The 26622-nt window shown below is 65.4% G+C and carries 32 protein-coding genes; 22 read left to right on the top strand and 10 right to left on the bottom strand.

The window, feature by feature from the left end:
- Positions 1–15: 15 nt before the first annotated feature.
- From ACFQ24_RS14600 to ACFQ24_RS14585, 4 genes are all read right to left on the bottom strand, one after another.
- Positions 16–1329, bottom strand: a complete 1314-nt coding sequence (locus ACFQ24_RS14600) for an OmpP1/FadL family transporter (protein WP_380912452.1) — start codon at positions 1327–1329, stop codon at positions 16–18.
- A gap of 415 nt (positions 1330–1744) precedes the next feature.
- Entirely contained in the window at positions 1745–3115 is a 1371-nt protein-coding gene (pgmG, locus tag ACFQ24_RS14595; protein WP_380912449.1) for a phosphoglucomutase/phosphomannomutase PgmG, read from the bottom strand.
- A complete protein-coding gene (locus tag ACFQ24_RS14590; RefSeq protein ID WP_380912447.1) occupies positions 3112–3540 on the bottom strand; it encodes a J domain-containing protein in 429 nt (142 codons plus the stop codon). The genes pgmG and ACFQ24_RS14590 overlap by 4 nt, the downstream gene beginning before the upstream one ends.
- The gene (locus ACFQ24_RS14585; RefSeq protein WP_380912445.1) at positions 3540–4346 is read right to left on the bottom strand and encodes a division plane positioning ATPase MipZ; all 807 of its coding nucleotides are present in this window, start codon (positions 4344–4346) and stop codon (positions 3540–3542) included. The genes ACFQ24_RS14590 and ACFQ24_RS14585 overlap by 1 nt, the downstream gene beginning before the upstream one ends.
- A gap of 107 nt (positions 4347–4453) precedes the next feature.
- Here ACFQ24_RS14585 and panC point away from each other — a divergent pair, with 107 nt between their 5' ends.
- The gene (gene panC, locus ACFQ24_RS14580) at positions 4454–5299 is read left to right on the top strand and encodes a pantoate--beta-alanine ligase (protein WP_380912443.1); all 846 of its coding nucleotides are present in this window, start codon (positions 4454–4456) and stop codon (positions 5297–5299) included.
- 105 nt (positions 5300–5404) lie between these two features.
- Here the strand turns inward: panC and ACFQ24_RS14575 are convergent, their stop codons facing one another.
- Entirely contained in the window at positions 5405–5845 is a 441-nt protein-coding gene (locus ACFQ24_RS14575) for a CopD family protein (protein WP_380912441.1), read from the bottom strand.
- A gap of 13 nt (positions 5846–5858) precedes the next feature.
- Positions 5859–6917 (bottom strand): uroporphyrinogen decarboxylase, encoded by a 1059-nt coding sequence (gene hemE / locus ACFQ24_RS14570; protein WP_380912439.1) that lies wholly within the window; start codon positions 6915–6917, stop codon positions 5859–5861.
- Between the two features lie 287 nt (positions 6918–7204).
- Between hemE and ACFQ24_RS14565 the strand changes: the two genes are divergently transcribed.
- From ACFQ24_RS14565 to ACFQ24_RS14515, 11 genes are all read left to right on the top strand, one after another.
- The gene (locus tag ACFQ24_RS14565) at positions 7205–8050 is read left to right on the top strand and encodes a pyruvate, water dikinase regulatory protein (RefSeq protein WP_380912437.1); all 846 of its coding nucleotides are present in this window, start codon (positions 7205–7207) and stop codon (positions 8048–8050) included.
- Positions 8047–8652 (top strand): Maf family protein, encoded by a 606-nt coding sequence (locus ACFQ24_RS14560; RefSeq protein WP_380912435.1) that lies wholly within the window; start codon positions 8047–8049, stop codon positions 8650–8652. The genes ACFQ24_RS14565 and ACFQ24_RS14560 overlap by 4 nt, the downstream gene beginning before the upstream one ends.
- Positions 8649–9476, top strand: coding sequence for a shikimate dehydrogenase (gene aroE, locus ACFQ24_RS14555; protein WP_380912433.1), 828 nt, complete (start codon positions 8649–8651; stop codon positions 9474–9476). Before ACFQ24_RS14560 ends, aroE begins: the two co-directional genes overlap by 4 nt.
- On the top strand, positions 9473–10066 hold the full coding sequence (gene coaE, locus ACFQ24_RS14550) for a dephospho-CoA kinase (protein ID WP_380912432.1): 594 nt from the start codon (positions 9473–9475) through the stop codon (positions 10064–10066). Before aroE ends, coaE begins: the two co-directional genes overlap by 4 nt.
- 30 nt (positions 10067–10096) lie before the next feature.
- Positions 10097–10789 carry a DNA polymerase III subunit epsilon gene (gene dnaQ / locus ACFQ24_RS14545; protein WP_380912430.1) on the top strand — a complete coding sequence of 231 codons (693 nt, stop codon included), beginning with the start codon at positions 10097–10099 and terminating at the stop codon, positions 10787–10789.
- 79 nt (positions 10790–10868) lie between these two features.
- Positions 10869–11462: a ribosome hibernation-promoting factor, HPF/YfiA family gene (gene hpf / locus ACFQ24_RS14540; RefSeq protein ID WP_380912428.1), complete on the top strand. Its 594-nt coding sequence runs from the start codon at positions 10869–10871 to the stop codon at positions 11460–11462.
- 184 nt (positions 11463–11646) lie between these two features.
- A complete protein-coding gene (locus tag ACFQ24_RS14535; RefSeq protein ID WP_380912426.1) occupies positions 11647–12114 on the top strand; it encodes a PTS sugar transporter subunit IIA in 468 nt (155 codons plus the stop codon).
- Positions 12074–12562 carry a PaaI family thioesterase gene (locus ACFQ24_RS14530; protein WP_380912424.1) on the top strand — a complete coding sequence of 163 codons (489 nt, stop codon included), beginning with the start codon at positions 12074–12076 and terminating at the stop codon, positions 12560–12562. Before ACFQ24_RS14535 ends, ACFQ24_RS14530 begins: the two co-directional genes overlap by 41 nt.
- Entirely contained in the window at positions 12552–12893 is a 342-nt protein-coding gene (locus ACFQ24_RS14525; protein WP_380912423.1) for a DUF1491 family protein, read from the top strand. Before ACFQ24_RS14530 ends, ACFQ24_RS14525 begins: the two co-directional genes overlap by 11 nt.
- A gap of 178 nt (positions 12894–13071) precedes the next feature.
- Positions 13072–13722, top strand: coding sequence for a cell wall hydrolase (locus ACFQ24_RS14520; RefSeq protein WP_380912421.1), 651 nt, complete (start codon positions 13072–13074; stop codon positions 13720–13722).
- 92 nt (positions 13723–13814) lie between these two features.
- The gene (locus tag ACFQ24_RS14515; protein WP_380912419.1) at positions 13815–14309 is read left to right on the top strand and encodes an MmcB family DNA repair protein; all 495 of its coding nucleotides are present in this window, start codon (positions 13815–13817) and stop codon (positions 14307–14309) included.
- Positions 14310–14327: 18 nt separating this feature from the next.
- On the opposite strand, the gene ACFQ24_RS14510 is transcribed toward ACFQ24_RS14515, so the two are convergent.
- A complete protein-coding gene (locus ACFQ24_RS14510; protein ID WP_380912417.1) occupies positions 14328–14939 on the bottom strand; it encodes an ankyrin repeat domain-containing protein in 612 nt (203 codons plus the stop codon).
- Positions 14940–14980: 41 nt separating this feature from the next.
- On the opposite strand from ACFQ24_RS14510, the gene ACFQ24_RS14505 reads away from it, so the two are divergent.
- The 4 genes from ACFQ24_RS14505 to ACFQ24_RS14490 are packed head-to-tail and all read left to right on the top strand — an operon-like array spanning position 14981 to position 17036.
- Positions 14981–15646 (top strand): SCO family protein, encoded by a 666-nt coding sequence (locus ACFQ24_RS14505; RefSeq protein WP_380912415.1) that lies wholly within the window; start codon positions 14981–14983, stop codon positions 15644–15646.
- A complete protein-coding gene (locus ACFQ24_RS14500) occupies positions 15634–16071 on the top strand; it encodes a YcgN family cysteine cluster protein (protein WP_380912413.1) in 438 nt (145 codons plus the stop codon). The genes ACFQ24_RS14505 and ACFQ24_RS14500 overlap by 13 nt, the downstream gene beginning before the upstream one ends.
- Positions 16028–16768, top strand: a complete 741-nt coding sequence (locus ACFQ24_RS14495) for a M48 family metallopeptidase (protein WP_380912411.1) — start codon at positions 16028–16030, stop codon at positions 16766–16768. Before ACFQ24_RS14500 ends, ACFQ24_RS14495 begins: the two co-directional genes overlap by 44 nt.
- Before the next feature lie 7 nt (positions 16769–16775).
- The gene (locus ACFQ24_RS14490; protein WP_380912409.1) at positions 16776–17036 is read left to right on the top strand and encodes a hypothetical protein; all 261 of its coding nucleotides are present in this window, start codon (positions 16776–16778) and stop codon (positions 17034–17036) included.
- On the opposite strand, the gene trhO is transcribed toward ACFQ24_RS14490, so the two are convergent.
- On the bottom strand, positions 17033–17854 hold the full coding sequence (gene trhO / locus ACFQ24_RS14485) for an oxygen-dependent tRNA uridine(34) hydroxylase TrhO (protein ID WP_380912407.1): 822 nt from the start codon (positions 17852–17854) through the stop codon (positions 17033–17035). The genes ACFQ24_RS14490 and trhO overlap by 4 nt on opposite strands.
- Before the next feature lie 65 nt (positions 17855–17919).
- On the opposite strand from trhO, the gene pdeM reads away from it, so the two are divergent.
- Together pdeM and ACFQ24_RS14475 are read left to right on the top strand one after the other, a co-directional pair.
- A complete protein-coding gene (pdeM, locus tag ACFQ24_RS14480; protein ID WP_380912405.1) occupies positions 17920–18579 on the top strand; it encodes a ligase-associated DNA damage response endonuclease PdeM in 660 nt (219 codons plus the stop codon).
- Positions 18580–18764: 185 nt separating this feature from the next.
- Positions 18765–21599, top strand: coding sequence for a TonB-dependent receptor (locus ACFQ24_RS14475; RefSeq protein ID WP_380912403.1), 2835 nt, complete (start codon positions 18765–18767; stop codon positions 21597–21599).
- Here the strand turns inward: ACFQ24_RS14475 and ACFQ24_RS14470 are convergent.
- Complete coding sequence (locus ACFQ24_RS14470; protein WP_380912401.1) at positions 21577–22317, bottom strand: YggS family pyridoxal phosphate-dependent enzyme; 741 nt, start codon at positions 22315–22317, stop codon at positions 21577–21579. The two genes, ACFQ24_RS14475 and ACFQ24_RS14470, sit on opposite strands and share 23 nt — an antisense overlap.
- A 23-nt stretch (positions 22318–22340) precedes the next feature.
- On the opposite strand from ACFQ24_RS14470, the gene ACFQ24_RS14465 reads away from it, so the two are divergent.
- Positions 22341–22892 (top strand): thiamine phosphate synthase, encoded by a 552-nt coding sequence (locus ACFQ24_RS14465; RefSeq protein ID WP_380912399.1) that lies wholly within the window; start codon positions 22341–22343, stop codon positions 22890–22892.
- On the opposite strand, the gene ACFQ24_RS14460 is transcribed toward ACFQ24_RS14465, so the two are convergent.
- Complete coding sequence (locus tag ACFQ24_RS14460; protein WP_380912632.1) at positions 22889–23536, bottom strand: HAD family hydrolase; 648 nt, start codon at positions 23534–23536, stop codon at positions 22889–22891. The genes ACFQ24_RS14465 and ACFQ24_RS14460 overlap by 4 nt on opposite strands.
- A 128-nt stretch (positions 23537–23664) precedes the next feature.
- On the opposite strand from ACFQ24_RS14460, the gene ACFQ24_RS14455 reads away from it, so the two are divergent.
- The 3 genes from ACFQ24_RS14455 to ACFQ24_RS14445 are packed head-to-tail and all read left to right on the top strand — an operon-like array spanning position 23665 to position 26612.
- Positions 23665–24774 (top strand): ABC transporter permease, encoded by a 1110-nt coding sequence (locus tag ACFQ24_RS14455; protein ID WP_380912397.1) that lies wholly within the window; start codon positions 23665–23667, stop codon positions 24772–24774.
- Positions 24774–25646, top strand: coding sequence for an ABC transporter ATP-binding protein (locus tag ACFQ24_RS14450; RefSeq protein ID WP_380912395.1), 873 nt, complete (start codon positions 24774–24776; stop codon positions 25644–25646). The genes ACFQ24_RS14455 and ACFQ24_RS14450 overlap by 1 nt, the downstream gene beginning before the upstream one ends.
- 3 nt (positions 25647–25649) lie before the next feature.
- Positions 25650–26612, top strand: a complete 963-nt coding sequence (locus ACFQ24_RS14445) for an MlaD family protein (RefSeq protein ID WP_380912393.1) — start codon at positions 25650–25652, stop codon at positions 26610–26612.
- Positions 26613–26622: the final 10 nt, after the last annotated feature.

Here is a 26622-nt window from a genome sequence, read left to right as displayed (position 1 = left end):
CATTCGCGTTCGATATTAGAAGCGGAGCGTCACCGAAGCCGCGACCTGATCCGCATTGCCGCTGGTCTGGGCCAAGGTAGTGGCCGTGACGGTCGCGGGTGCCGGGAAATAGCTGTCCGGGCGGATGATGTTCGCCTTTTCGACGAAAGTGTGGGCGTAGCTGAGGTTCAGCGCGGCGGCGGGCGAGATGTTGAAGGTCGCGCCGCCGGTCAGCCACACGCGATCGCCGTCCGGCACGCGGGTCGTCAGATGCTGTGGGTTTGTGGGCGTGCGATCGAACATGGTGCCCGCCCGCAGCGTCAGCGCCGGGCTGACATCATATTCGCCGCCGGCGCTGAAGGAATAGCTGTCGCGATAGTCCAGCTCCTTGTTGGTGGTGCCGGTGGCCGAGGTGACGGCGATGCCCTTGAACTTCGACCAGTTATACCATTTGCCGGTCAGCATCGCCCGAAGATTCGGCGTCAGCTTGTGCATCATCGACACGGTGACGATGTCGGGCAGGTCCAGCGGCGCGGTCGCGGCGAAATTGCCGTTACCCGCAGCGATTGGGCCGAGCAGGCCAGACACCGACTGCGTACCCCCGAGGCGATGGTTGATGCCGGAGCGATAATGGACGCCGAAATTGGTGTCGCCGGTGGTGTAGAAGAGTCCGGCGTTCCAGCCCACCGACCAATCGTCGCCCTTTAGGCGGGCGAAGCCGTCCGCAGGAGCCAGCGGGGACAATTGCGGCAGGGCGTTGGTGAGTTCCGCCTTTACATATTGCACGTCGACGCCGCCGCCGATGGAGAGAGTGTCGGTCAGCTTGTAGGCGGCGGACGGCTGAATATTGTAGGTCTTGAGATCGGTATAGATCGAGTCGTAGCGGCCGAAGAAGCCGTCCTCATATGCCAGCTTCAGACCGAAGGGCGCGTTGACGCCAAGCCCGAGCCACAGGCGGTCGGTCACTTGGGCGCTGGCGTAGAAGCTGGGCACGGGAATGACGCTGTCAAAGGGATTGCCGCCGTCATTGCCCTGCACCGGGACGCGGAGCGCCGAGCCGGGAACCGAGCGGTAGGTGCCGCGGTTCGTCTGGTGCGCGGACGCGATCAGCGCGGAAGCACCGGCCGAGAGCTGGATTCCCTGAAGCTGCGTCATCGCCGCCGGATTGAAATAGATGGTGGAGGGATCATCGCCCGCTGCGGCGCCACCCGACAGGGCGCGGCCGATTTCGACGGGCGATTGTTCCTGGAGATAGAAACCCCCGGCCCAGGCAGAACCCGGCGCGGCTAGCGCAGCCGTGGCGCAAAGCCATTGTGCCAGATGGGGGGTGAAACGGCGGCGACGGGACATGGCAGATCCTCTACTCATTTGCGACTTGTCTTGTGCCGATCGGCGACGCTGCCAACGCGCCTGACCGGCTCTGGAGCCATGCGCTTAACGCAGATCGCGTTAATTTCCAGTGTTGCTGTTGTGTCGCTTCCTGACCTTCGACGGTGGTTTGGGGAAGAACGCTACGGCCGGGCGACGACAGCGACCGGAAAAAAAGACAAAAAAAAGCCGCCAACGAGGGCGGCTTGAAAGTTTTAGGAGAGGATGCCTGAAAGGCCCGTTCCTTTTGCGGTGCAGCGCAATCTATCGCAAATGCGAAAGACGTGGCCTTGATTGCGTTTCATGCAATCGAAGGGTTCTTGCCTGATTTCCGTAACGTCAATTTTCGATGAAAAATCGTGCGATCAGGGGGTGGGCGTTCAAGCCCGCCTTCGAATCAGCCGATACGGTGCACGCCCGATTCGGCAAGCTGCGAATCAATCTGGTCCAGCAACCTCGATAGACCCTCCTGGTCCACCGCCTCCGCCCGCGCGACGAGCGCCGCCTGGGTGTTGGAGGCGCGCAGCAGCCACCAGCCGTCCGCCGTGCGTACGCGGACGCCGTCGATCAGGGTGACCGCCGCGCCCATCGCCAGCAACCGCGCGGTCACTTCCTCCACCACGGCGAACTTGCGATCCTCCGTCACTGGGAATCGGAGCTCGGGCGTAATGACGCTGTCGGGCAGGGCATCCGAGAGCGCGGCCAGGCTGTGCCCCCCTTGTCCCAGGAGGCGGATCAAACGGACGGCGGCGTACAGGCCATCGTCATAGCCGGCATGATCGTCGGCGAAGAAGAAGTGGCCGGTTGTCTCGCCTCCCAGGAGCGCGCCAGTCTGCTTCATTCTGGACTTGATGTGGCTGTGCCCCGCCTTCCACATGTCGCCTTGCCCGCCAAGCGCGGCGATGCGGTCGAACACGCGCTGGCTGGTCTTTACGTCAGCGACGATGCGCGCGCCTGGGCGGTTTTCCAGCAGATCGGCGGCGAAGAGCGCGAGCAGCCGGTCGCTCGTGAGCGTGCGGCCGCGTCCGTCGATCACCCCGATCCGGTCGCCGTCGCCATCGAAAGCCACTCCGAAATCGAGGCGCTTCCCAAGGACGAGCGCGCGCAGATCGTCCAGATTCGCGTCCACGGAAGGATCGGGATGATGGTTGGGGAAATGGCCGTCCACATCGGTGAAGAGCAGATGATGCTCACCGGGGAGGCGCTGCGTCAGCGCCTCGACGATGGGACCGGCCGCGCCGTTGCCCGCGTCCCAGCCGATGCGGAAGGGCGCGCAGTCGAAATGCCGGAGCAGGCGGTCGATATAGGCATCCATCATCTCAACGGTTTCGACCTTGCCCATGCCGATCGCCCAGTCGCCCGCCGCCGCCATTTCGCCCAGCCGCTGAATGTCCGCGCCGAAGAAGGGCGCATGCGCGTGCACCAGCTTGAAGCCATTGTCGTCGGCGGGATTATGGCTGCCTGTTATCTGGATGCCGCCATCGACGTCGCAAGTCGCTTCGGCATGATATAGCATGGGCGTCGGGCCAAGGCCGATGCGCAGCACGTCGATGCCGCTGGCGACAAGTCCCTCGACAAGCGCGACCTCCAGCATCGGCGAACTCAGCCGTCCGTCATAGCCGACGGCGATCCGGCGGCCTCCTCCGCGGGCGATGATGGTGCCAAAGCATCGACCCAACGCCCAGGCATCGGCCCGGTGCAGCGTCTTCCCCACCGTGCCGCGCAGATCATAGTCGCGCAGCAGCGTTGGATGGAAGACGTGGCTCATCCCTCCGACCGCTGGCCGAGCAGCAGGTCGCGGGCGGCGTTGATCTGCGCCGCCAGCGCTTCGGTGCCGCCCTTGTCGGGATGGACGGAGGCGATGAGGCGGCGGTGCGCCGCGCGGATGGCGGCCGGGTCGGCGTCTGGCGACACGCCAAGCAGCGCACGCGCCTTCGCCAGATCGTCGGCACGGGGCGGCACCGCGACGGGACGCTTGCGGGTGGCGGCACGCCGGTTGCCCTGCTTGGCGAAGAAGAGCGCCGCACCGATCAGCAACGGCGCGCCGATCACCGGCTTGCCTTTGGCCGCCAGCACCGCACCCACCAGCGCCGCGCCCAGCGCCATCCCGTCCTTTGCCGTCATGCGTTGCAGCCTTCCCGTCCAGATCAGCCAGACCGCAAGGCCAGCCAGCAACAGCGCAAGCAGGCCCATCAGGCTGCGCCGAGCAGGTCCATCGGCACCGCGCCATCGCGGGTGGGAAGGGCGAGGCCCGATACCATTTCGCGCAATTCCTGCCGCGCGGCGATGTGGCTGACGCCCAAGTCGCCCAGATGCCCCTTGTCGAGGAGGGTCAGGCCCGAGGGGAAGAGCTCGCGGAAGATCACGCGTTCCGACAGGCCCGGAATGACGCGGAAGCCGACGCGGCGGGACAGTTCCATGAGCGCGTCGCCCACCCGCTTCTTGTTGCGGGCGTCATGATGCTGGACGCGGTTGCGCAGCACGACCCAATCGATCGACACGCCGTCCGCCTTGGCGCGGGTCTTGCGCGCTTCGAAGATCAGTTCCGAATAGAAGGACAGCCGGCGCACTTTGAAGGTTTCGGCGTCCACCTGGCCGATGAGGTCGAAATCGACAAAGCTGTCGTTCATCGGCGTGACGAGCGTGTTGGCGCGCGCCGCCATGTGCCGGGCGAAGGCGTCGTCACGGCCGGGGGTATCGACGATCAGGAAATCCTTGCCCTCCGACACGGCGGCCGATTCCGCCTCCAGCGCGTCGATGCTGTCGCCCTTCAGAACGGCGAATTCGGGTGCGGGAAGCTCGATGGAGCGGCGGCGCGCGGTTTCGGCGCGGTTTTCCATGTAGCGGGTGACGGTGCGCTGGCGCGGGTCGAGGTCGATCATGCCGACCCTGTGGCCAAGCGCCGTCAGGGCGATGGCGGTATGGACCGCCGTGGTCGACTTGCCGGTGCCGCCCTTTTCATTGGCGAAGACGATGAGGTGCGGCTGCGGAGTGGCCATTGGTCCGGTGATAACCCTTGTTGTCGCAATCTGTGTTGACGGTCCCGCCGGCCCATGCCTAGCAGGTCATCCCTGTTTCCATCGCCCTTATCGGAGCCCATCCTTCCGTGCAAACGCTGCGTGACCTGCCCGCCCTCCGTGCCGCCGTGGCCGCGCTGAAACGCGACGGAAAGCCGCTGGCGCTGGTGCCCACCATGGGCGCACTGCATGACGGGCACATGGCGTTGGTGGAGGAAGCGCGCCGACACGGACGGCATGTGGCCGTGTCGATCTTCGTCAATCCCAAACAGTTCGGACCGAACGAGGATCTGGACGCCTATCCAAGGCGCGAAGCCAAGGACGCGCAGATGCTTGCCGCGGCGGCCGTGGATATCCTCTGGGCGCCAACGGTCGAGGTCATGTATCCGGTGGGCTTCGCCACCAACATCAGCGTGTCTGGCGTCAGCGAAGGGTTGGACGGCGCGGCGCGGCCGGGGCATTTCGACGGGGTCGCCACGGTGGTCACCAAATTGTTCAATCAGGTGCGACCCGATGTCGCGATCTTCGGCGAAAAGGATTATCAGCAGCTCGCCGTCATCCGGCGCATGGTTTCGGACCTGGACCTGCCGATCGAGATCATCGGCATGCCGACGCAGCGGGCCGAAGACGGCCTCGCCCTCTCCTCGCGCAATGCCTATCTGAGCGAGGAGGAGCGCAAGGCGGCACTGGCCCTGCCCCGCGCGCTGGGCGAAGCGAAACGGCAGATCGAGAAGGGCGAGCCGGTGGAGGGCGCGCTGGCGAAGGCGATCACCACTCTCGGCCAGCATGGCTTCGATCCGGTCGATTATGTGACGCTGTGCGACGCCGCCACCCTGGAGCCGATGACGCTGCTGGATCGCCCCGCCCGGCTGCTGGGCGCGGCGCGGTTGGGGCGGACGCGCCTCATCGACAATATCGCGGTCGATCCCGCTTAACTTCGCATATGTCCCGCAGAAATTGACATAAAGTTGCGCGGGGCTGATCCTATCGCAAAGCGGCAGCATCCTTCTACCATGATGCGCCGCCTTTAGGACATGGGCTCAGAAGGGCTTGACGATCACCGCGATGACGATGATCGCGGCGGCAACGCCTGGTATCTCGTTCATCATGCGCAATTGTTTGTCGGACAGGGGCCTCTGCCCCTTCGCGAGCTTCTTCGCATAGCCCGCGATCCAGCCATGATAGGCGGAGAGGCCCAGGACGAAGAGCAGCTTCAAGTGGAACCAGCCGAAGTTCCAGGCGCCGATCTCCACCATGAGCATCAGGCCGAAGATCCAGACGAGAACCAGCGACGGATTGAGAATGATCTTGAGCAGCCGCGTCTCGCGCTCCACCCATTTGCGGTCCTCCGGCGATCCGGGCGCGGTTTCCTGATGATAGACGAAGAAGCGCGGTATCATGAACAGCCCCGCCATCAGGAAGATGACGAAGATGACATGGGCGGCCTTCACCCAGAGATAGGCGGCGCCGAGATAAGCCATGGGTCAGTGCTCCTTATCGCCGCACATAGCTAATGAGCGCCTCGACATGCGCAATGGGCGTGTCGGGTAATATGCCATGGCCGAGATTGAGGATATGCGGCCGGCCGGCGAAGGCGGCGCGAATGTTGTCCACCGCCTGCTCGACCACCGCGCCGCCGGCAATGAGCGCCAGCGGATCGAGATTGCCCTGCACCGGCATGCCGGCGGGTAGCGCTTCATTGGCCCAATTGGGATCGATCGTTTCGTCGACGCCCACGGCATCGACGCCGGTCAGCCGGGCATAGTCCGCGAGCTTCGCGCCTGCGCCCTTCGGAAAGCCGATCACCGGGACGTCGGGATGGATCGCCTTCAGCCGTTCGACGATGCGGCGGTTGGGTTCGATCACCCAGCGTTCGAACTGCGCGGGCGCAAGGCTGCCGGCCCAGCTGTCGAACAGCTGCACCGCCTCCACCCCCGCGTCGATCTGGCCGGAGAGATAAGTGACGGTCGCCTCGATGATCGCGTCGATGAGGGCGGCAAAACGCTCTGGCTGCTGGTAGGCCATGCGTCGCGCCGCTCCATGATCCTTGCTGCCCTGCCCCGCGACCATATAGGTGGCCACGGTCCAGGGACTGCCCGCAAAGCCCAGGAAGGTGACGGCGGGATCCAGCGCCGCCTTCACCCGCCTAACGGTGTCATAGACGGCGTCGAAGCGGGAGAAGTCGGGCGTCAGCGCCGACAGGTCGGTTTCGGCGAGGATCGGCGCGAGGCGTGGGCCTTCGCCAGCCTCGAACCAGAGATCCTGTCCCATGGCATAGGGAACGATCAAAATGTCGGAAAAGAGGATCGCGCCATCGAAGCCGAAGCGGCGGAGCGGCTGAAGCGTGACTTCGGCGGCGGCTTCGCTGTCATAGACCAGTTCGAGAAAGCCGCCCATTTGCGCCCGGAGCGCGCGATATTCGGGCAGGTAGCGGCCCGCCTGGCGCATCAGCCACATCGGCGGAACGACAGGCACCTCGCCGCGCAGGACGCCGAGCAGAGGCTTTTCGACCAAAGATGTTTCAGTCGATCCGGCGAGGGCGTCCACGGGCATCTTATTCTCTCTTAATATTAGATTCAAAGGTGGATGGAGATAGATGCTCCGTTGGCAGCGGGGTTTATGCGCTGTGCCCGGTTTTGCCAACAGCTTGACTCCCCAGCCCTATGCTTTGCCGTCCGAGTCAGTCCGATCATCCCCATTATCCACAGCATGTGGATGAAAAATCGGGCCTGTGGGGGCCTTGTGGATAAGAGTCCGGGCTGCAGGGACGGGATGAAGGCGGCATTTCATCCCCGATTTCATCCCTTGCTTTATCCACAACCTGCCCACAGAGATGCGCTATGGCGCGCATCCACCTGCACCTGCTGTCCGACTCCACCGGCGAGACGCTGGAGAATATCGCCAAGGCAGCGATCGGGCTGTTCGAAAATGTCGAAGCGGTCCGCCATTTCTGGCCGATGGTGCGGTCCGATGTCCACCTCGACCGGATCATGGAAGAGATCGCGGCGAACCCCGGTCTCGTCCTCTTCACCCTCACCAACCATCCGCTGCGCAGGCGGTTGGAGACGCGATGCCGCGCGCTGGGCCTGCCCCATGTCGCGGCGCTCGACAGCGTGGCAGACGCGCTGTCCAACATATTGGGGCAGGAGACGCGCACGCGTCCCGGGCGCAAGCATATATTGGACGAGGCCTATTTTGCGCGGATCGAGGCGATTCAGTTCACCATCGCCCATGACGATGGCGTGGGCCATGAAAATTGGGAGGAAGCCGACATCGTCCTAGCCGGCGTGTCGCGCGCGTCCAAGACGCCGACCTCCATCTACCTCGCCAACCGGGGATACAAGACCGCGAACATTCCGCTGGTGCCGGAATCACCGCCGCCGCGCAGCCTGTTCTCGCTGAAGCATCCGATGGTCGTGGGCCTGACCGTCAGTCCGGAACGGTTGATCCAGATCCGGCGCAACCGGCTGCTGTCGCTCAACCAGGCGCCCGAAACCGCCTATGTCGACAATGACAAGGTGCAGGCGGAACTGGCCTTTGCGCGGCGCATGTTCGCCGACAATGGCTGGCCGGTGATCGACATGACCCGCCGGTCGATCGAGGAGGCCGCCGCCGCGATCATCAACCTGTTCAACGACCGCGAACTGGCGGAAGGCGCGGACGGCCAGGCGGAGGCCGGGGCATGATCGTGCTGGCGTCGCAGAGCGCAAGCCGGCGGGCCATGCTGAGCGCGGCGCAGGTGCCGTTCGAGGCGCTGTCTCCACAGGTGGACGAGGAGGCGGCGAAGGAAGCGCTGCGGGCGGACGGGCTCGACGCGCGGGCTTTGGCGGACGCGCTGGCGGAGCTGAAGGCGCTGCGCGTGTCACGGCGCGCGCCCGGCGCTCTGGTGCTGGGGTGCGACCAGACGCTGTCGATCGGTGACGGCGAAGAGCGCGGCGAGATGATCGACAAGGCCGTGGACAGGGAGGATGCGCGGCGCATCCTTCGCCTGCTGTCCGGCCGGGTGCATCATCTTCACAGCGCGGCGGTGATAGCTTTGAACGGCGAGGCGATCTGGCGGCATGTCGAGCGGGTGCCGATGACGGTGCGGCCATTGTCCGACGGCTTCATCGACGCCTATCTGGACGCGGACTGGGAGCAGCTGCGCTGGTGCGTGGGCTGTTACCGGATCGAGGGGCCGGGCGCTCAACTGTTCAGCCGGATCGAGGGCAGCCAGTTCGCGATTCAGGGACTCCCCCTGCTGCCCCTGCTTGACTTTCTGCGCGTGCGGGGCGTTCTGGCGGCATGACCGACCAGCTCCCCTATGCCGAAGTGATCGGCGATCCGATCGCGCACAGCAAATCGCCGCTGATCCACAATTTCTGGCTGAATGCGCTCGATATCGAGGCGGAATATCGCAAGACGCATGTGACGGCGGAGGGCCTGTCCGCCTATTTCCTGAGGCGACGGGCCGACCCGGACTGGCTGGGGTGCAACATCACCATTCCGCACAAGATCGCGGTGATGGACTATGTCGACGATCCCGGCGGTGTGCGGGAGCGGATCGGCGCGATCAACACGATCGCCAGCGAAACCGGCGGTCCGTTGATCGGCACCAACACGGACGCGGGCGGGTTCCTGCAGCCGTTGCTGCGCGACAAGTGGAAGGGCCAAAGCGCGGTGCTGATCGGTACGGGCGGCGCGGCGCGGGCGATCCTGTTTGCGCTGATCAGCCTGGGCGTGCCGGAGATCATAATCATGGCGCGTGACCGGGCGAAAGGGCAGGCGCTGCTCGATCGCGCCGGGGTGAAGGGCCGCGTCCTCGCGCTGACCGATCCCCTGCCGCCCGCCGACCTGCTGGTCAATTCGACGTCGCTCGGCATGGTCGGGCAGCCGGTGCTGGAGCTGGATCTTTCCCAGCTGCCGGATAGCGCGACGGTCTATGACATCGTCTACGCGCCGCTGGAAACCGCACTCTTAAAGGCGGCGCGGGCACGCGGACTCAAGACGCTCGATGGCCTGGAGATGCTGATCGGGCAGGCGGCATTGGCCTTCGACATCTTCTTCGACGCGCAGGCCCCGCGCGAGCTGGACGCGGAGTTGCGCGCGCTGCTGCTGTCGGCGGGGGAATGAAGGTCTACGGCCTCACCGGATCTATCGGCATGGGCAAGTCGGCGGTGGCGGCGATGTTCCGGCGCGAGGGCGTGCCGTTGTTCGACGCGGATGCCGAGGTGCATCGCCTGCAAGGGCCTGGCGGCGCGCTGCTGCCGGCGATCGAGGCGCGCTTTCCCGGTACGACAGGGGCGCAGGGGGTCGACCGCGCGAAACTGGGTGCGGCGGTGTTCGGCCATCCGCATGAACGGCGCGCGCTGGAAGCCATCGTTCATCCGGCGGTGCAGGCCAGCCGGCGCGCCTTTCTGCGCCGCCACCGCAGCCGCGCGTTCGTTATCCTCGATATCCCCCTGCTGTTCGAGACGCGCGGGCACAAAAAGCTGGCCGGGGTGATCGTGGTGACCGCGCCCGCATGGAAGCAGCGCCGCCGGGTGCTCGCGCGGCCGGGCATGACGCCGGCCAAATTCCGCCAGATCATGCGGTTGCAGACGCCCGACGCGGAAAAGCGGCGACGGGCGGACCATATTATTCACACCGGCACCACTTTCGCCGACACGCGCGCGCAGGTGCGGCGTCTGGTCGCTTGCCTTGGCGCGAAGACAGGCCGATAAGATAGGCTGGCAAGAGTCGTTGAAGAGGCCATGCGCGAAGTCATTTTCGATACCGAAACGACAGGATTCGATCCGGCATCGGGGGACCGGCTGGTCGAGATCGGGTGCATAGAGCTGATCAACCGGGTGCCGACCGGTCGGACCTTCCACGCTTATTATCATCCCGAGCGCGACATGCCCGCCGCCGCCTTCGCCGTGCATGGGCTTTCTGCCGATTTCCTCGCCAAGCATCCGGTCTTCGGGCGCGGCGCGCTGGAGCTGCTGGAATTTCTGGAGGACAGCCCGCTGGTCGCGCACAATGCGCGGTTCGACTTCGGCTTCCTGAACCATGAATTGAAGCTGTGCGGTCATCCGGAAGTATCGATGAACCGGATGATCGACACGGTCGCGATCGCGCGCCAGTTGCATCCAGGCGCGAAGCACAGCCTGGACGCGCTCTGCACCCGTTATGGCATCGACCGCAGCCATCGCGTCAAGCATGGGGCGCTGCTGGACGCGGAATTGCTGGCGCAGCTTTACATCGAACTGACCGGCGGCCGGCAGATCGGCCTGGGTCTGGCACAAGAGGAGATAAAAGAAACTGTCAGGGTGGAACTGACGGCTGGCGCCACGGTTCGCCCTGTACGTCCTGCGCGGGTCTTTGCGGCCAGCGCGGAGGAGCTGGAGCGGCATGCAGCGTTCGTCGCGACGCTGAAGGAGCCGCTCTGGTTGCAGGAGGCATAGACCCTTACCCAATGGCCTATGCCTCCCGAATGAACCGCACCGCCTTCCCGGCGGCGCGGCAAGAACAAGGAGAAGGCATATGGATATTCGTGTTTCCGGACATCAGGTCGAAACGGGCGACGCGCTCAAGAGCCACGTCACCGACCGTTTGCAGGCCATGGCCGAGAAATATTTCTCCCGCGCGCTTTCCGCCCAGGTGACGTTCCGCACCGCGCCCCATGGCGCTTTCCATTGCGACATCGTGTGCCATGTGATGACCGGCCTGATCCTGAAGGGCGCGGGCGAGGCGCAGGAGGCGCACCCGTCCTTCGACCAGGCGGCAGACCGGATCGAAAAGCAGCTGCGCCGCTATATGCGCCGGTTGAAGGATCGCAGCGCGCAGGCGGCGGCGGCCGAAGCGCAGCGCAGCAACGGATACGCGCTGGATGAGATCGATGGTGCCGGATACACCATCTTCGCTGGCGGCAGCGAGGAAGAGGAGGCGACGGACGCGCCGCTGATTGTGGCGGAGACGCGCGTCGACATTCCCGAAGCTAGCGTGTCCGACGCAGTCATGATGCTGGACCTGCGCAACACCAACGCGCTGCTGTTCCTGAATGCGGGGACGTCCGCCTATAATATGGTCTATCGTCGCCATGACGGGACGATAGGCTGGGTAGAACCCCGTGCCTGAAGGTATGGGTGGCGGCTGGGTAGAACCCCTCCCCCGATGAATGGAAGGTTGGCGGACGGTCGCTATCGTCCGCCCCCTCCCCCGCCAGTTGACCTTGCCCCGCAGGCGGCTTATGGGGCCGGGCTTTCATAGTCCGAGGAGCGCGCGGAAATTCAAGGCGCGGCTCGGCCGGTTCGGATTGACCATGGTTCATTTCAACGACATCGTTTCCCCCGAAGCGTTGGCTACGGGCCTCGCCGCCAATGGCAAGAAGGCCCTGTTCCAGAAGATCGCGGCGCTGGCCAATTGCGCCTATGGCCTGGATGCCGACGAGGTGGGTGACGCCCTGTTCGAGCGCGAGCGGCTGGGATCGACCGGATTCGGCGGCGGAGTCGCCATTCCCCATGCCAAGATTCCGGGGCTGGAGCGGATGTGCGGCGTTGTCGTGCTGCTGGACCCTGCAGTGCCGTTCGACGCGGTGGACGACGCGCCGGTGGACGTCGTATTCGCGCTGCTGTCGCCGCAGGATAGCGGCGCCGAGCATCTGAAGACGCTGGCGCGCGTATCCCGCTATCTGCGCGATGAGACTGTCGTCGCGCAGTTACGCGGCGCGAAGTCGACCGGCGCGCTCCATGCGCTGCTGTCTGGCGCGGGCGCGCGTGACGCTGCCTGACGGGCCGAGCGGCGAGGCGGCGCATTTCCGGGCGCTCGAATCGCTCTATCGATCCGCACCGATCAATCGTCTGTTCCGTTCCGAACTTATTATTCCGGGCGCCGGGCGGTCGATCATCGATTTCGACGTGGACGAAAGCCAGTTCCATGCCGCAGGTGCTGTGCATGGCACCGTCTATTTCAAGATGCTGGACGATGCGGCCTTCTACGCCGCCAACAGCCTGGTCAGCGACCGTTTCCTGCTGACGACCGCCTTCAACCTGCTCTTCACCCGGCCGATCGGGCCGGGGCGAATCCGTGCCGAGGGGCGATGGATCAGCGGCAAGCGCCGCGTCTATGTCGCCGAAGCGAGCCTGATCGATTCGGACGGGGAAGAAGTGGGACGCGGCACGGGCACCTTCATGCGATCGCAATTCCCCCTCTCCTCCCTGCCCGGCTATGCCGGCTGATCCGCGGCTCACCAGCGAGATGCTGGTGGGGGCACTGCGCCGCCGCGTGACCGACAGCGGCGGCTTTGCCACGGTGGTGGCGAAGGGGGATGCCATCAGCGGCGTCATCCTGGTCCAGGCGCTTGAAAAAGGGGCGTTTCAGGGTTTGTTCGAGCGCGTGTCGAACCTTGACGGCGGTGGCGCGTTGATGCGTTGTGGCCCCTCGGCGGAGGAGGGGCCGGAGGCGCTGGATCAATATCTGGCGCGTCGCCGCAGGTCGGACCCCGACCTGTGGATAATAGAACTCGACATCCCGGATGCGGAACGGTTCGCCGCTGGAACGATCTGCTGATCGTTGACTCATCGTCATGGTCCGTGCACAGGGCCGCCCACGCCAACGCGCAGGTTGCCGCTTTCGCCCATGGGGGGCGGGCGCGGTAAACACGCAGACGGGGGGCGGCCGGTCGTCGAGAGAAGATTTGGGTTAAAAGACGACGCCCCGGCCAAGAACCGCCTTATTTTGAGCCCAGATGAGTTTCCGCCTGAAAGCTGCGATCGCCGCAGCCTTTGCCTTGTCCGTATCCGCAGCGGTCATGGCGTCCGACATGTCGATTGCGAGCGAGACGCTGGCATCGGCCACCACGCTTCCCATCGAAGCCGCGACGGGGCAGAAGCCCGTCATTTTCGCCGCGCCGCGCGAAGTCGCGCAGCCGCTGGCCTCCGCCCCCAAGGGCGATGCCGTTCTTTCTTCCGACTCCAATGTTCCGGCACGCAGCCTCGCTGCTCTGGTCGACGCCCAAGGCGCGCCCGAGGAGCTTGACGGCGACATGAAGTGCCTGGCGGGAGCGGTCTATTTCGAAGCGAAGGGCGAGAGCCTGGAAGGCCAGCTGGCCGTCGCGCGCGTCATCATCAACCGCGCCAAGTCGGGCCGCTTCGCCAGCAGCCTGTGCGGCGTGGTCTACCAGCCGAGCCAGTTCAGCTTCGTGCGCGGCGGTGGCATGCCCCCGATTCGCACCGAGAGCCGCAGCTGGCGTGAAGCCGTTGCGATCGCGCAGATCGCGGCGCAGGACGAGTGGGACAGCCTGGCGGAAGGCGCGCTCTATTTCCATGCTCGCCGCGTTTCGCCGGCATGGGGCAAGACCAAGCTGGCGTCGATCGACAACCATATCTTCTATCGCTGAACCTGCCGTCAGGCAGCAGCGTCTGAACAAGGCCGTTTCGGGATGCCGAAACGGCCTTTTCATTTGTTCCCCGATTGTTCTAAGGTCGGGTCATGGATGCCGCCACGACCGAGACATGTTCGCCCCTGACCGACGGCACCGCGCTGGCGGTGGCGCGGGGCACGTTGCGCCTGTTCTTCCGGCACGACATGAGCGGCATATTGGAAGTGCCGCTGCCCAATGGCCGGCGCGCGGACATCATGGCGATCGACGCCGCCGGACGGCTGACCATCGTGGAAATCAAATGCAGCCGGGCCGACCTGGTCGGCGACATGAAATGGCCGGATTATTTCGACTATTGCGACCGGTTTTTCTGGGCGGTGCCCGCGGGGTTCGATCTGACCCTTTTTGAGAGCGAGGCGCTATGGCCGAACCGCACCGGCCTGATCGTCGCGGACCAGTATGACGCGGAGCTGGTGCGCCCCGCCCCGGTGGAACCGCTGGCGGCGGCGCGGCGCAAGGCGGAGACGCTGCGCTTCGCGCGCCGTGCGGCGCGGCGGCTGACGGCGCTCAGCGATCCCGATCATGCAGCGGAACTGGGCTGGTAGCGCGCGGTCGGACGATCGTCAGAAAACCGGGCCCTGCACCGGGCCGGTGGGCTTGGCTCCGGCCTTGGCCGCGTCCAGCGCTTCGGCGAGGCCCGGCGTGCGGTTGTCGCGCTTGGCATAGTCCTTCGCGGACATGCCGGCGATGGTGTCGCGCTTGTCCGGATTGGCACCCTGCGCCACCAGCAGCCGGACGAGGCCGACGTCGCGCAGCTGAACGGCGCGGATGAGCGGGGTTTCGCCGCTGTCATTCACCTTGTCGACCTGCGCGCGGTTGGCGAGCAGCGTACGCACGCCCTCTTCGAACCGGCCCTGCACCGCGTCCATCAGCGGTGTGTTGCCATCATTGTCGGTAAGGTTGGGATTGGCGCCCTTCGCCAGCAGGAAGGCGAGCCAGGTCGCGTCGCGGCGCGCGACGACGATATGCAGGGCATTTTCCCCGCTGGTGACGTCGCGGCTGTTGATGACCGTCGAGCCGGGCTTCTGGATCAGGTCGGTGACCTTTTGCCCGTCCTTGTCCTTCACCGCCTTAAGAAAATTATAATTGTCGGAAAACTGCGCGCGTGCCGGCGTGGCGGCCGCCATGGCCAGTGCCGCCAAACCGAGAAAGGCCGAAATCGTCTTCGTCGTCATCATGCGCCCCGTTGCGTTTGCAAATCCATCCCTAGCAGGGCATGGCTGGCCGTGCCATGAACAAAGACGCCAAGGCTTCCGCCCTTCCCTTGCTCATCCTGCCGATGCTGGCCCTGCTGGCCGCTTGCAATATGGGCGTGGGCGGCAATGCATCAAGCGAGAGCGTGCAGGGCGACCTCGCCGGTGCGCGCATCGGCGCATCCTTCACCCTGACAAATCAGGACGGCAAGCCGACGCGCTGGGAGGATTTCAAGGGCCAGTACCGGATCGTCTATTTCGGTTACACCTATTGCCCCGATGTGTGCCCGGTGGATTTGCAGCGCATCATGCAGGGCTTTGCCCGGTTCGAGAAGGAGAAGCCGGCGCTCGCCGCCAAGGTGCAGCCGATGCTGATCAGCGTGGATCCCAAGCGCGACACGCCAGCGGTGCTCAAAACCTATGTCGCGGCCTTCCACCCGCGCCTCATCGGCCTGACCGGCACGGATGCACAGATCGCGAAGGTCGCCAAGGACTTCGTCGTCATTTATAATCCCGAAAAAGCAGAGGGCGCGAGCGGCTATCTGGTGAGTCACAGCCGCACGCCCTATCTGTTCGATGGCGACGGCAAGCCGGTGGCGCTGGTGCCGGTGGACGATCCGTCGACCGCGGACGTGGACGAAGGCGCGCCGGACAAAGTGCAGGCCTTCCTGGGTAAATGGATCAAGTGACGCCTTTCTGGGAAAAACCCCTGGACCAACTGGACCGCGCGGAATGGGAAGCGCTGTGCGACGGATGCGGCAAATGCTGCCTGCACAAGGCCGAGGATGAGGATACGGGCCGCATCTATCCGACCAACGTCGCCTGCCGCCTGCTCGACCGGCAGAGCGGCCAGTGCAGCAATTACAAGGCTCGCCGCAACTTCGTGCCCGATTGCGTCAGGCTGACTCCGACCAAGGTGCAGCAGATCGGCTGGCTGCCGCGCACCTGCGCCTATCGCTTGCGGGGTGAGGGCTTGCCGCTGCCGCAATGGCATTATCTGATCAGCGGCGACCGGGAAGCGGTGCATCGCGCGGGCGAGTCCGTGCGCGGCTGGACGGTGGCGGAGGCGGATGCCGGCGACTGGGAGAATCATCTTGTCGACCGCGAGCTTTGACGCCGGGGCGACCATCCTGATCGACGGCGTGGCGATGCCGGTGCGGGTGCGACGATCGGCCCGCGCCCGCGCCTATCGGCTGACGCTGGACGGGGCGCGGGGTGAATTGCGCCTGTCGATGCCTGTGCGCGCGAACCTGAAAAAGGCATTGGGCTGGGCGCAGGATCATGAAGGCTGGGTGCGCGCGCAGATGGCGAAGCAGCCGGCCGCGACCCGCCTGACGGATGGCGCGGTCTTCCCGCTGGAGGGGCGCGAGGTGCGCATCTGCTGGATGGAGGGGGCGATGCGCACGATCCGGCTGGAGGGCGACCGACTGATGCTGGGCGGCGCGGCGGAGTCGGTGGGAGCGCGGGTGATGCGCTGGCTGCGCAGCCGGGCGAAGGCGGTGTTGGAAGCGGAAAGCCGGGAACTGGCGCGGGCGCATGGGCTGACCCTCCTCTCGGTTGGCGTGGGCGATCCGCGCAGCCGCTGGGGCAGTTGCACATCGGCCGGGGCGATCCGGTATAGCTGGCGGCTGATCCTCGCCCCGCCCGACGTGCGGCGGGCGACGGTTGCGCACGAACTGGCGCATCTGCTGCACATGGATCACAGCCCGGCCTTCCATGCCGCCCATGCGCGCATCCTGGGCAGCGATCCCCGCCCTGCCCGCGCCTGGTTGCGTGCCCATGGCGGGGGTCTGCACCGCTACAGCGAGTGAGAGACAGGTGGCGCGGCGCAAGCGTTACCTGACCGCGATCATGCCTGACGGCTATGTGAAGCGGATCGGCCCGACGGCGGACCCGCTGACCCATTATTGGCGCATCGTCGCTTTGCTGGAAAACGGAAAGAGCGAAGTCTTCTGGGGCCATACGCGCTCGCTGGCCGAAGCGCGCAAGCTGCGCGGCGCGGCGGCGGACGGCGCGCGGATGCGTGGCTGGAAAAACTATGCCTTCGAGATAGCCGAACTGGTCGAGAGCGACGATTAGGCCCGGTGCGGCCAGACCCCGTCGCCCGGACAGTCATGCACGGTATTGCGCGGATGGGGTAGGCCGCAGGCGCGGCAGGTGACGTGGTCGCCGGGCTTGAGGCCATGTCCCACCGTCACCCGTTCGTCGAAGACATAGCATTGGCCCTGCCAGCGGCTTTCCGCTTCGGGCACCTCCTCCAGGTAGCGCAGGATGCCGCCCTTGAGATGATAGACATCTTCGAAGCCCCGCGCCTTCACCAGCGCGGTGGATTTTTCGCAGCGTATGCCCCCGGTGCAGAACATGGCGATTTTCGGCGTCCGCCCTTCTTCGCGCAAGCCTGCTGCGAAGGCGTCGAACCAGGCTGGGAAATCGCGGAAGGATCGGGTTTCCGGGTCGATCGCGCCATTGAACGTGCCACAGGCGACCTCATAGGCGTTGCGCGTGTCGATGACGACGGTGTCGGGATCGGCAAGAAGGGCGTTCCAGTCCTGGGGGTCGAGGTGGACGCCGGCCTGCGTCGCGGGATCGAGATCGCCAGCGCCCAGCGTCACGATCTCCGCCTTCACCTTCACCTTCATGCGGGCGAAGGGGGCGTCTTCACTAAAGCTATATTTGACGTCGAGGTCGGCGCAGCCAGGCAGCGCGCGAATATGGCCGATGAGCGTCGTGACGGCGTCGGCACTGCCGGCGACGGTGCCGTTGATCCCCTCGCCCGCCAGGATCAGCGTGCCGCATGTTTCCAGGTCGGCACACAGGGTTCGCAGATCGGCGGCGATCACCTGCGGATCCGGGAAACGGGCGAACCGGTAGAGGGCGGCGATCGTGAATGCGGGCATGGCGACGCCTATAGGCGGTCGAGCGCCCTCTTGAAAGGCGGGGCGGAGAAGCGCATAGGCGGGGCATGGTTCCCCTTTCGTTCGCTGGCCAGGACTTTCTCGCGCTGCCCGAAGCGGCGCTCTACTGGCCGGCCCAGCGCGCCTTGCTGGTTGCTGACCTGCATTTCGAGAAAGCGAGCTGGTATGCCCGGTTCGGCCAGTTCCTGCCCCCGCATGACAGCGTGGCGACGCTGGACCTGATCGAGGCGCTGGTGGCGCGGACGGGCGCGACGCGGCTCTGGTCGCTGGGGGACAGCTTCCATGATGCCGAAGGCGCTGCGCGGCTTGAGGCAAGCGCGCGCGCGCGGCTTGCGGCACTGACCGGCCGGCTGGACTGGGTCTGGATCACTGGCAATCATGATGCGGGCGTCGCGGCCATGCCCGGCGGCAGGCGCGTGGCGGAGGCGGAGGTGGCCGGCATCTGGCTGCGTCATGAAGCGGAGGCGCAGGATAGCCGCCCCGAAATTTCCGGCCATTTCCATCCCAAGCTGCGCCTGTCGCTGCGCGGGCGGCATGTGTCACGCCGCTGCTTCGTCGGATCGGCAACCAAGCTGATCCTGCCGGCGCTGGGTGCGCTTACCGGAGGGTTAGATGCGGGGCATGGGGAGATCCGCCGCGCGGTGGGACCGGGTGCGGCTGCGTTGGTGCCGGTCGCCGACCGGCTGCTCCGCTTTCCCTTATCGTAAACTTCCCTTACGTAAACGGGAGGTGTGGTCGTTGCAAAGTTGCAACGGTGTCGTCGCATTATGCGCAGCACATGCGGAAAAAGCACGGAAATGCGTCAGTCTCTTGCGCTTCTGCTGTTGTATCAGCATACTCCGTTAAGTCCCGACGTGGCAGAAAGTCGCGCGGGCCAGGAGAGGACATGATGATGACCGACAAGAGTCTGTGGTTGACGACTGTGGGGGCCGTGGCGCTGAGCGCCGGTGCGCCCGCGATGGCGCAGGAGAGCGCCTCTTCCCAAAGCGCGCCCCAGGATGCTGCCGCCGATCAAGGCGAAGCGCAGATCATCGTCACCGCCACCCGCCGCGCCAGCCCCTTGTCGGACGTTCCCATCGCCGTGTCGGCGGTATCGAGCCAGGCGATGCAGAATAGCGGCGCGAGCGACATCCGTACGCTGAACCAACTCGCTCCTTCGCTGCTGGTGTCTTCCACAGGGTCGGAAGCCAATGCCTCCGCCCGAATCCGCGGCATCGGCACCGTGGGCGACAATCCGGGTCTCGAAAGCTCCGTCGCGGTGTTCATCGACGGCGTCTATCGCTCGCGCACCGGTGCCGGCCTCAACGAACTGGGCGAGATCGAAAGGGTCGAGGTGCTGCGTGGGCCTCAAGGCACGCTGTTCGGTCGCAATGCCTCGGCGGGCCTCATCAACATCATCAGCAAGGCGCCGGAAAAGACCTTCAGCGCCAAGGGCGAGGTCACTTACGGCAATTATGATTACTGGCGGCTGTCGGGCCGCGTGACCGGGCCGATCAGCGACAGCATCGCGCTGGCGCTGGACGGCGTGTGGAGCAAGCGCGACGGCTTCTACAAACTGGTCGACACTGCTGGCAACAAGGTGGGCGAGACCAACGACCGCGACCGTTATTTCCTGCGCGGACAGGCGCTGATCGAACCCAATGACGCGCTCTCCATCCGGCTGATCGGCGACTATACCAACCGCGACGAAAGCTGCTGCGGTGCGGCCTATGTCGAGGCGCGCGAGCGGACGCCGGTAGCGGGCGGCGGCTACAACACCGCCCCGTTCAACCGGATCGCCGCGATCCTGGCCGGTCAGGGCAGCGTGATTGCGGCCGACCCCTATGATCGCGAACTCACCATCACGCCGGGTCGCGACTATGTGAGCAAGCTCAAGGACTGGGGCGTTTCGGGCGAAGTCAATTACGACTTCGGCAACGCCAAGCTGACCAGCATCACCGCCTACCGCGACTATCATTCGCGCGACTATGGCGATTATGACTATAACCGCGCCGACCTGCTCTATCGCGATCCCAACACGCAGCGGCGGTTCAAGACCTTCACGCAAGAATTGCGGTTGCAGGGCAGCGCGTTAGGCGATGCGCTCGACTGGCTGGTGGGCGGCTATTATGCCGACGAGAAGCTGACGTTGCAGGACAATATCCGCTTCGGCGCGGATTATGGCCGGTTCGCGGCCTGCCGCTTGATGGCGGGGGCCGGCGCGACCAGCAACTTCACCGCACAGCAGCTGGCGGCGTGCGGCAGCGGGCTCGCCACACAGGCACTGATTACAGGGACTCAGGCGCAGCTCAATGCCGGTCTTGCTCCCGCGATCCGCGCGAGCCTGATCGCGCAGGGCGTTCCCGCACCGCAGGCGACGGCCATCGCCAACGGGCAGGCAGCGGCCATTTCGACCGGGCTTGGCAACGGGTTGCGCGCGCTGGCGGCTATTCCGACGGGAACGGGCGATACCGGCTCGCTCTATTATCAGCGCAGCAAGAATTGGGCGCTGTTCACGCACAATATCGTCCACATCACCAAACAGCTCGATTTGACTTTGGGCCTGCGTTACACGCGGGAACGCAAGCGTTTCTCGGCCGATCTCAACAACAACAATGCCGCCTGCGCGGCGTTGCAGCCTGGGCTTGCGCCGATCGCCAGCAACGCGGCGCTGGGCAGCGCGGCGGCGCTGGCCGGCGGCATCCTGACGCTGGGGTGCCTGGGCAATGCGTCGACCAGCCTCAACGCGCTCGACCTCAATGATCGGATCAGCGACGGCGAATTCAGCGGCACGGCAGTGCTGTCCTGGAAGCCGGTGGACGAACTGCTGGTTTATGGCAGCTATTCCAGGGGCTATAAGGCCGGCGGCTATAATCTCGACCGTTTCCAGCTGGGATCGACCGGCCTCAATGCCGTGCCCGCCGTGTTCGCCCCCCGCACCAATGCGGATGCGGTCAGCCTGCGCTTCGCGGCAGAGAAGGTGAACGCGTTCGAGGTGGGCCTGAAATACAGCCAGCCCAAATGGAGCGCCAACATCGCGGCGTTCCGGCAGGAGTTCAAGAATTTCCAGCTCAACACCTTCAACGGCACCAGCTTCGTCGTCCAGAACATCAACGGGTGCGATGGCGCGTTGTCGGGCGCGCGGACCTGCGCGGAAGGCGACGTTGCGCCGGGCCTGATCAGCCAGGGCGTGGAACTGGAACTGACAGCCAGCCCGGCGCGCAACTTCCGGGTTTCCGGCGGCATGACCTATGCCAGGGCCAAGTTCGCCGACCGGCTGGTCGGCAGCAGCGACGGACGCGTGCCGCTTGACCCGGCGCTGTTCCTGCTGCCGGGATCGATCAATTCCAATGCACCGAAGGTCGTGACCACGGCCAGTGCCGCCTGGACCCCGGAACTGGGGTCAAGTGGCCTGTCGGCGCTCTTCTACGTCGACGGGCGATTGACCAGCGACTTCAACACCGGGTCCGACCTGTTCCCCGAAAAGCGGCAGGACGGCTTTGCCGTGGTGAACGCGCGCGTCGGCATTCGCGGCCCGAACCAGCGCTGGGCGGTGGAATTCTGGGGCCAGAATATCTTCAACCAGGATTATACGCAGGTCGCCTTCTCCAGCCCGCTCCAGTCGAGCAGCCCGGCGACGTCGACAACCGGTCAGTTCGCGCTGGGCGCGCCGATGGCGAACCAGCTGATCTCCGCCTATCTGGCGGAACCGCGCACCTACGGCATTACGTTGCGCGGGAGTTTCTGATCATGCCGCGCCCGCTGCCCGGGATCGGGCGGGCGGGCGCGGGTCTTGATCCGAACAGCGCGGTGCCGACGCGGATGTCGGTCGCGCCCAGCATGATCGCCGTTTCATAATCGCCAGACATGCCCATCGACAGGCGCGGGAGGCCCTCCTCCCGCGCCATTTTCGCGAGCAGCGCGAAGAAGGGGGCGGGCTCCAGATCGGCGGGCGGTACGCACATGAGGCCGAGGACCGGAATATCGGCCTCGCGGGCAGCGGCGATCAGCGCAGGCGTGTCGGCTATGGCGCAGCCGCCCTTCTGATCCTCCGCGCCGATATTGACCTGAATGAAGCAGGGGACACGCTTGCCCACTGCGTCCATCGCCTTCGCCAAGGCGCTCAACAACGACGGGCGGTCGAGGCCGTGGATGACGTCAAACAGGGCCACCGCCTCGGCCGCCTTGTTCGATTGCAGTTGGCCGACCAGATGCAGTTCCACGTCGGGCCATTGTGCCCGCAGCTCCGGCCATTTTTCCTGGCTTTCCTGGACGCGATTTTCACCGAAGATCCGCTGGCCCGCTTCGATGAGCGGGCGGATGGCGGTGGCGTCGTGCGTCTTGGACACGGCGATGAGGCGGATGTCGTCGCCGCTGCGGTCCGTCAGGCGGGCGGCGCGATCCATGGCGTCGCGGACGACGGCAAGGCGCTGGGCGGCGGCATCGATGGGGGTGTCGGTCGTCATCGGCGCTGCTATAGGCGATGGCCATGTCCGCCCGCCACCGCAAAAAGCCGCCTACCCTTTGGTTGATGACGGATGAGCGGGTATCGGACGTCGCCCTGCTCGCGGCGGCGGAACGGCTGCCCAAGGGCGCGGCAGGGATTGTTTTCCGCCATTATGCGACGCCGGCCGAGCAGCGGCGCGCCTTGTTCGAAGCGCTTGGGCGGATCGCGACGCGGCGACGGCTGCTTCTGCTGCTTGGTGGGACGGCGCAGCATGCAGCGGCGTGGCGGGCCGATGGCGTACATGGTCGCGACCGGCGGCGCGCAAGCCGGCCGCTCCTGCGCAGTGCGCCGGTGCATGATGTGCGGGAAGCGGTCGCGGCACGGGGTGTCGATCTCTGTTTCCTTTCGCCGCTCTTTTCCACGCGATCGCATCCGGGTGGCCGTGCGCTCGGGCGGGTGCGATTTGCGATGCTGGCCGGCAGGATGGACGAGCCGGTAATGGCGCTAGGAGGCGTGAAGGCTACGCACCGGCACATGCTGCGCGGCATCGGCGCTGACGGATGGGCGGCGATCGACGGATTGGTGGCTTTTTAGGTCCAGTCCACCCGCGTCCAGCCGCGCCCCGCCGCCAGCTTCGCCAACGGTTTGTGCGGATTGGCAGCAAAGGCGAGGTCGGCGAATTCGAGCATGGGCGCGTCCGACACATGATCGGAATAGGCCCGGATATGGGCCTGCCCCCGGTCGATCGCCTCGGCCGTCATCCACGCCTTGATCATCCGCAGCTTGCCGGTGTCGTAGCAATTTTCCCCGGCGATCTTAGCGCGGACGTAGCGCAGATCCTGGCTCAGATGATCGGTGGCGATCACGGCATCGAAGCCGAGCCGCCGCGCGATCGGCTCGACATAGAGGCGGTAGGAGGCGGTGGCGAGGACCAGCCGGTAGCCGTCGGCCCGGTCCCGCGCGATCTGCGCCACCGCGCCCTGGCGCAGATTGGTGGCGATCACCTTGTCGGCATAGCTTTCGACATGCGGCATGAGCTTCGCCCGCTCCACATGATAGCCGATCATCAGCGCCTGATTGAATTCCTTGAGCCGCTGGCGCGTGATCAGCTTCACCACATAGGCCAGCATCAGCAGGATGACGCAGGGGAACAGCAGCAGCCGCCAAGGTGCCATGTGGCGCGCCACATGGAGGAGGAAGCCCGTATAGGTGCCGCTGAACGTGACCGTGCGGTCCATATCGTAAATCGCCAGCCGATGCGTCGTCATGCCGTATCCGAAACTTTTGCCCATGCCCTTCGTTCTGGCTTGCGGATGGGCCGTTTCGGCTTGCCGTGCAACCGATAATGGACCACTAAATCCATCGCATGAACAAAGCCGCTGATCTTGCCGAGGACGCGCGCGATGGCGGCAGCGTGCTCCGCCTGTCCGGGGCGCTCGCCATTGCCTGTCTGCGCGATCTGCCGAACCGGCTGGACGCGGTGCAGGGTCCGGTGCAGGCAATCGACCTGAGCGGGGTCGATCATATGGATACGATCGGCGCATGGACGGTGCATCGCACCGCCCGTCGCCTGGGCTGCGAAGTCACCGGCGCCAATGACGACGCCGCGCGGCTGATCGCCGCGGTGGGCGAGCTGGACGAGCCGGTGTCTATCCGGCCCGACCATGTCCATCCCATGCGCCGCGTCGTCGGCCAGATCGGTGAGGCGGTGACGGCGGCGGGATCGACGCTGGTCGGGCTGGTCGGATTTTTCGGCGGCACGCTGGTCGCGAGTTGGAACGTCCTGCGCCACCCGCATCGCTTTCGCGTCAATGCCGTGGTGCAGCGGTTCGAGGTGGTGGGCGTTTCGGCGCTGGGCATCATCGGCCTGATGAGCTTCCTGATCGGCATCGTCATCGCCCAACAGGGGTCGGTGCAGCTGCGTCAGTTCGGCATGGAGATGCTGACCATCAACCTGGTCGGCCGGCTCACCTTCCGCGAACTGGGCGTGCTGATGACCGCGATCATGGTGGCGGGGCGGTCCGGCTCCGCCTTTGCCGCGCAATTGGGGACGATGAAGCTGACGGAGGAGATCGACGCGATGCGGACGATCGGCGTCTCTCCCATGGAAGCGCTGGTGCTGCCGCGCACGCTCGCCGTCATCGTGATGATGCCGTTGCTCGGTTTCTATTCGTCCATCGTCGCCGTGATCGGCGGCGGCTTTTTGTGCGCGGTGGCGCTGGAAATCCCGCCCATCACCTTCGTGCAGCGTTTGCGGGAGGTGGTGCCGATCACTGACCTGTGGGTCGGCCTGATAAAGGCCCCGGTCTTCGGCATCATCATTGCCCTGGCTGGCTGTTTCCAGGGGATGCAGGTCAAGGCCAATGCCGAGGAGGTCGGACTGCGGACCACTGCTGCGGTGGTACAGGCGATCTTCCTCGTCATCGTCATCGACGCTTTCTTCGCTGTCTTCTTCACCTGGCTCGGGTGGAATTGATGAGCGAGGAGGACATCCAGGAAGCCGAGGAGCAGCGCGTCGAGCAAGCGTTCGAGCATAGCGACATCGCCATCAAGGTGCGGGGGCTGCGCAACAGCTTCGCCGACCAGTTGGTGCACGAGAATCTGGACCTAGATGTCCGGAAGGGTGAGATATTGGGCGTGGTGGGCGGATCGGGCACCGGCAAGTCGGTGCTGATGCGCTCCATCATCGGCCTGCAGACGCCCGATGAAGGCGAAATCTGCGTGTTCGGCGAATCGATGATCGGGCGGCTGGATGACGAGGCGCTGGCGATCCGCAAGCGCTGGGGCGTGCTGTTCCAAGGCGGCGCATTGTTTTCGACGCTGACCGTGGCGGAAAATGTCGAAGTGCCGATCCGCGAATATTACCCCAATATCGGCCCGCAGTTGCGCGACGAGATCGCCGCTTACAAGATCCGCATGACCGGCCTGCCGACCGAAGCCGGCCCCAAATATCCGGCGGAACTGTCCGGGGGCATGAAGAAGCGCGCTGGCCTGGCCCGGGCGCTTGCGCTCGATCCCGACCTCCTCTTCCTGGACGAACCGACCGCCGGGCTGGACCCGATCGGGGCGGCGGCGTTCGACGAGCAGACGCGCCAGTTGCAGCAGACGCTGGGCCTCACCGTCTTCCTCATCACCCACGATCTCGATACGCTCTATTCGATCTGCGATCGGGTGGCGGTGCTGGCCGACCGCAAGGTGATCGCCGTCGGCAGCATCGAGGAACTGCTGGCGACCGATCATCCATGGATCCAGGAATATTTCAACGGCCCGCGCGGCCGCGCCGCAACGGCCGCAGTCACGCGGGAAAAGAACAAGGCGGCGGACGGCCCGCCGGACGGAAGGCGATAGGATATGGAAACCCGTTCCAACCATGTACTGGTGGGCACCGTCACGCTGCTGCTGCTGGCGGCCATCATGGCTGCAGCCTTCTGGTTCTCCCGCCTGTCGCAGGGCGACAGCCAGGAATATGACATCTTCTTCAAACAGTCCGTGAACGGCCTCGCGAAGGGGTCGGCGGTCAACTATTCGGGCGTGCCGTCCGGACAGGTCGAGAAGATCGAACTGTGGAAGCGCGATCCCAGCTTCGTGAAGGTGCGGATTTCCGTGAAGGACGGTACGCCCGTTCTGCAGGGCACGACCGCGACCATTTCGGGCGTCGGCTTTACGGGCGTGAGCGAAATCGTGCTGGATGGCGCGGTCAAGGGCGCGCCGCCGATCATTTGCCCGGCCGAAAATGTGTTGGCCGCCTGCCCCGACGGCGTGCCCGTGATCCCCACCAAGCCCGGTGCGCTGGGCGAACTGCTCAATAACGCGCCACAGCTGCTGGAGCGGCTGTCCACGCTGACCGAGCGCCTGACGGAGCTGTTGAACGACAAGAACCAGCAGTCGATCGCCGGAATCCTGGCGAATGTCGAGCGGGTATCCGATGCACTTGCGGACCGCAGCCCGGAAATCGCCGCGACTCTGGCGGAAGCGCGCGTCACGGTGCAAAAGACCGGCATTGCGGTCGAACAGATCGGCAAGCTGGCTGCGACCACCGACACGTTGCTGAACGATGAGGGGCGGCCCTTGATGGCGGACCTGCGCAAGAGCGTGCAGGCCGCGTCGCAGAGCATCGATACACTCAACAAGACGATCGCCGAGGCGCAGCCCGGCGTGCGCAGCTTCAGCAGCCAGACCATGCCGGAAGTCAACCAGCTGGTTCGCGATCTGCGCGAAATGTCCCGTTCCTTCCGCGGCGTCGCGGAGAAGCTGGACCAGCAGGGCGCCAGCTCGCTGGTCGGATCGCCCAAGCTGCCGGATTACAAGCCATGATGAGAGAGAT

Origin of the sequence: Sphingobium olei (assembly GCF_042678845.1) — a bacterium.
In the GTDB taxonomy this organism is placed as follows: Bacteria; Pseudomonadota; Alphaproteobacteria; order Sphingomonadales; family Sphingomonadaceae; genus Sphingobium; species Sphingobium olei.
The sequence above is the reverse complement of the archived record's forward strand: the minus strand, read 5'-3'. Positions and strand labels throughout refer to the sequence as shown.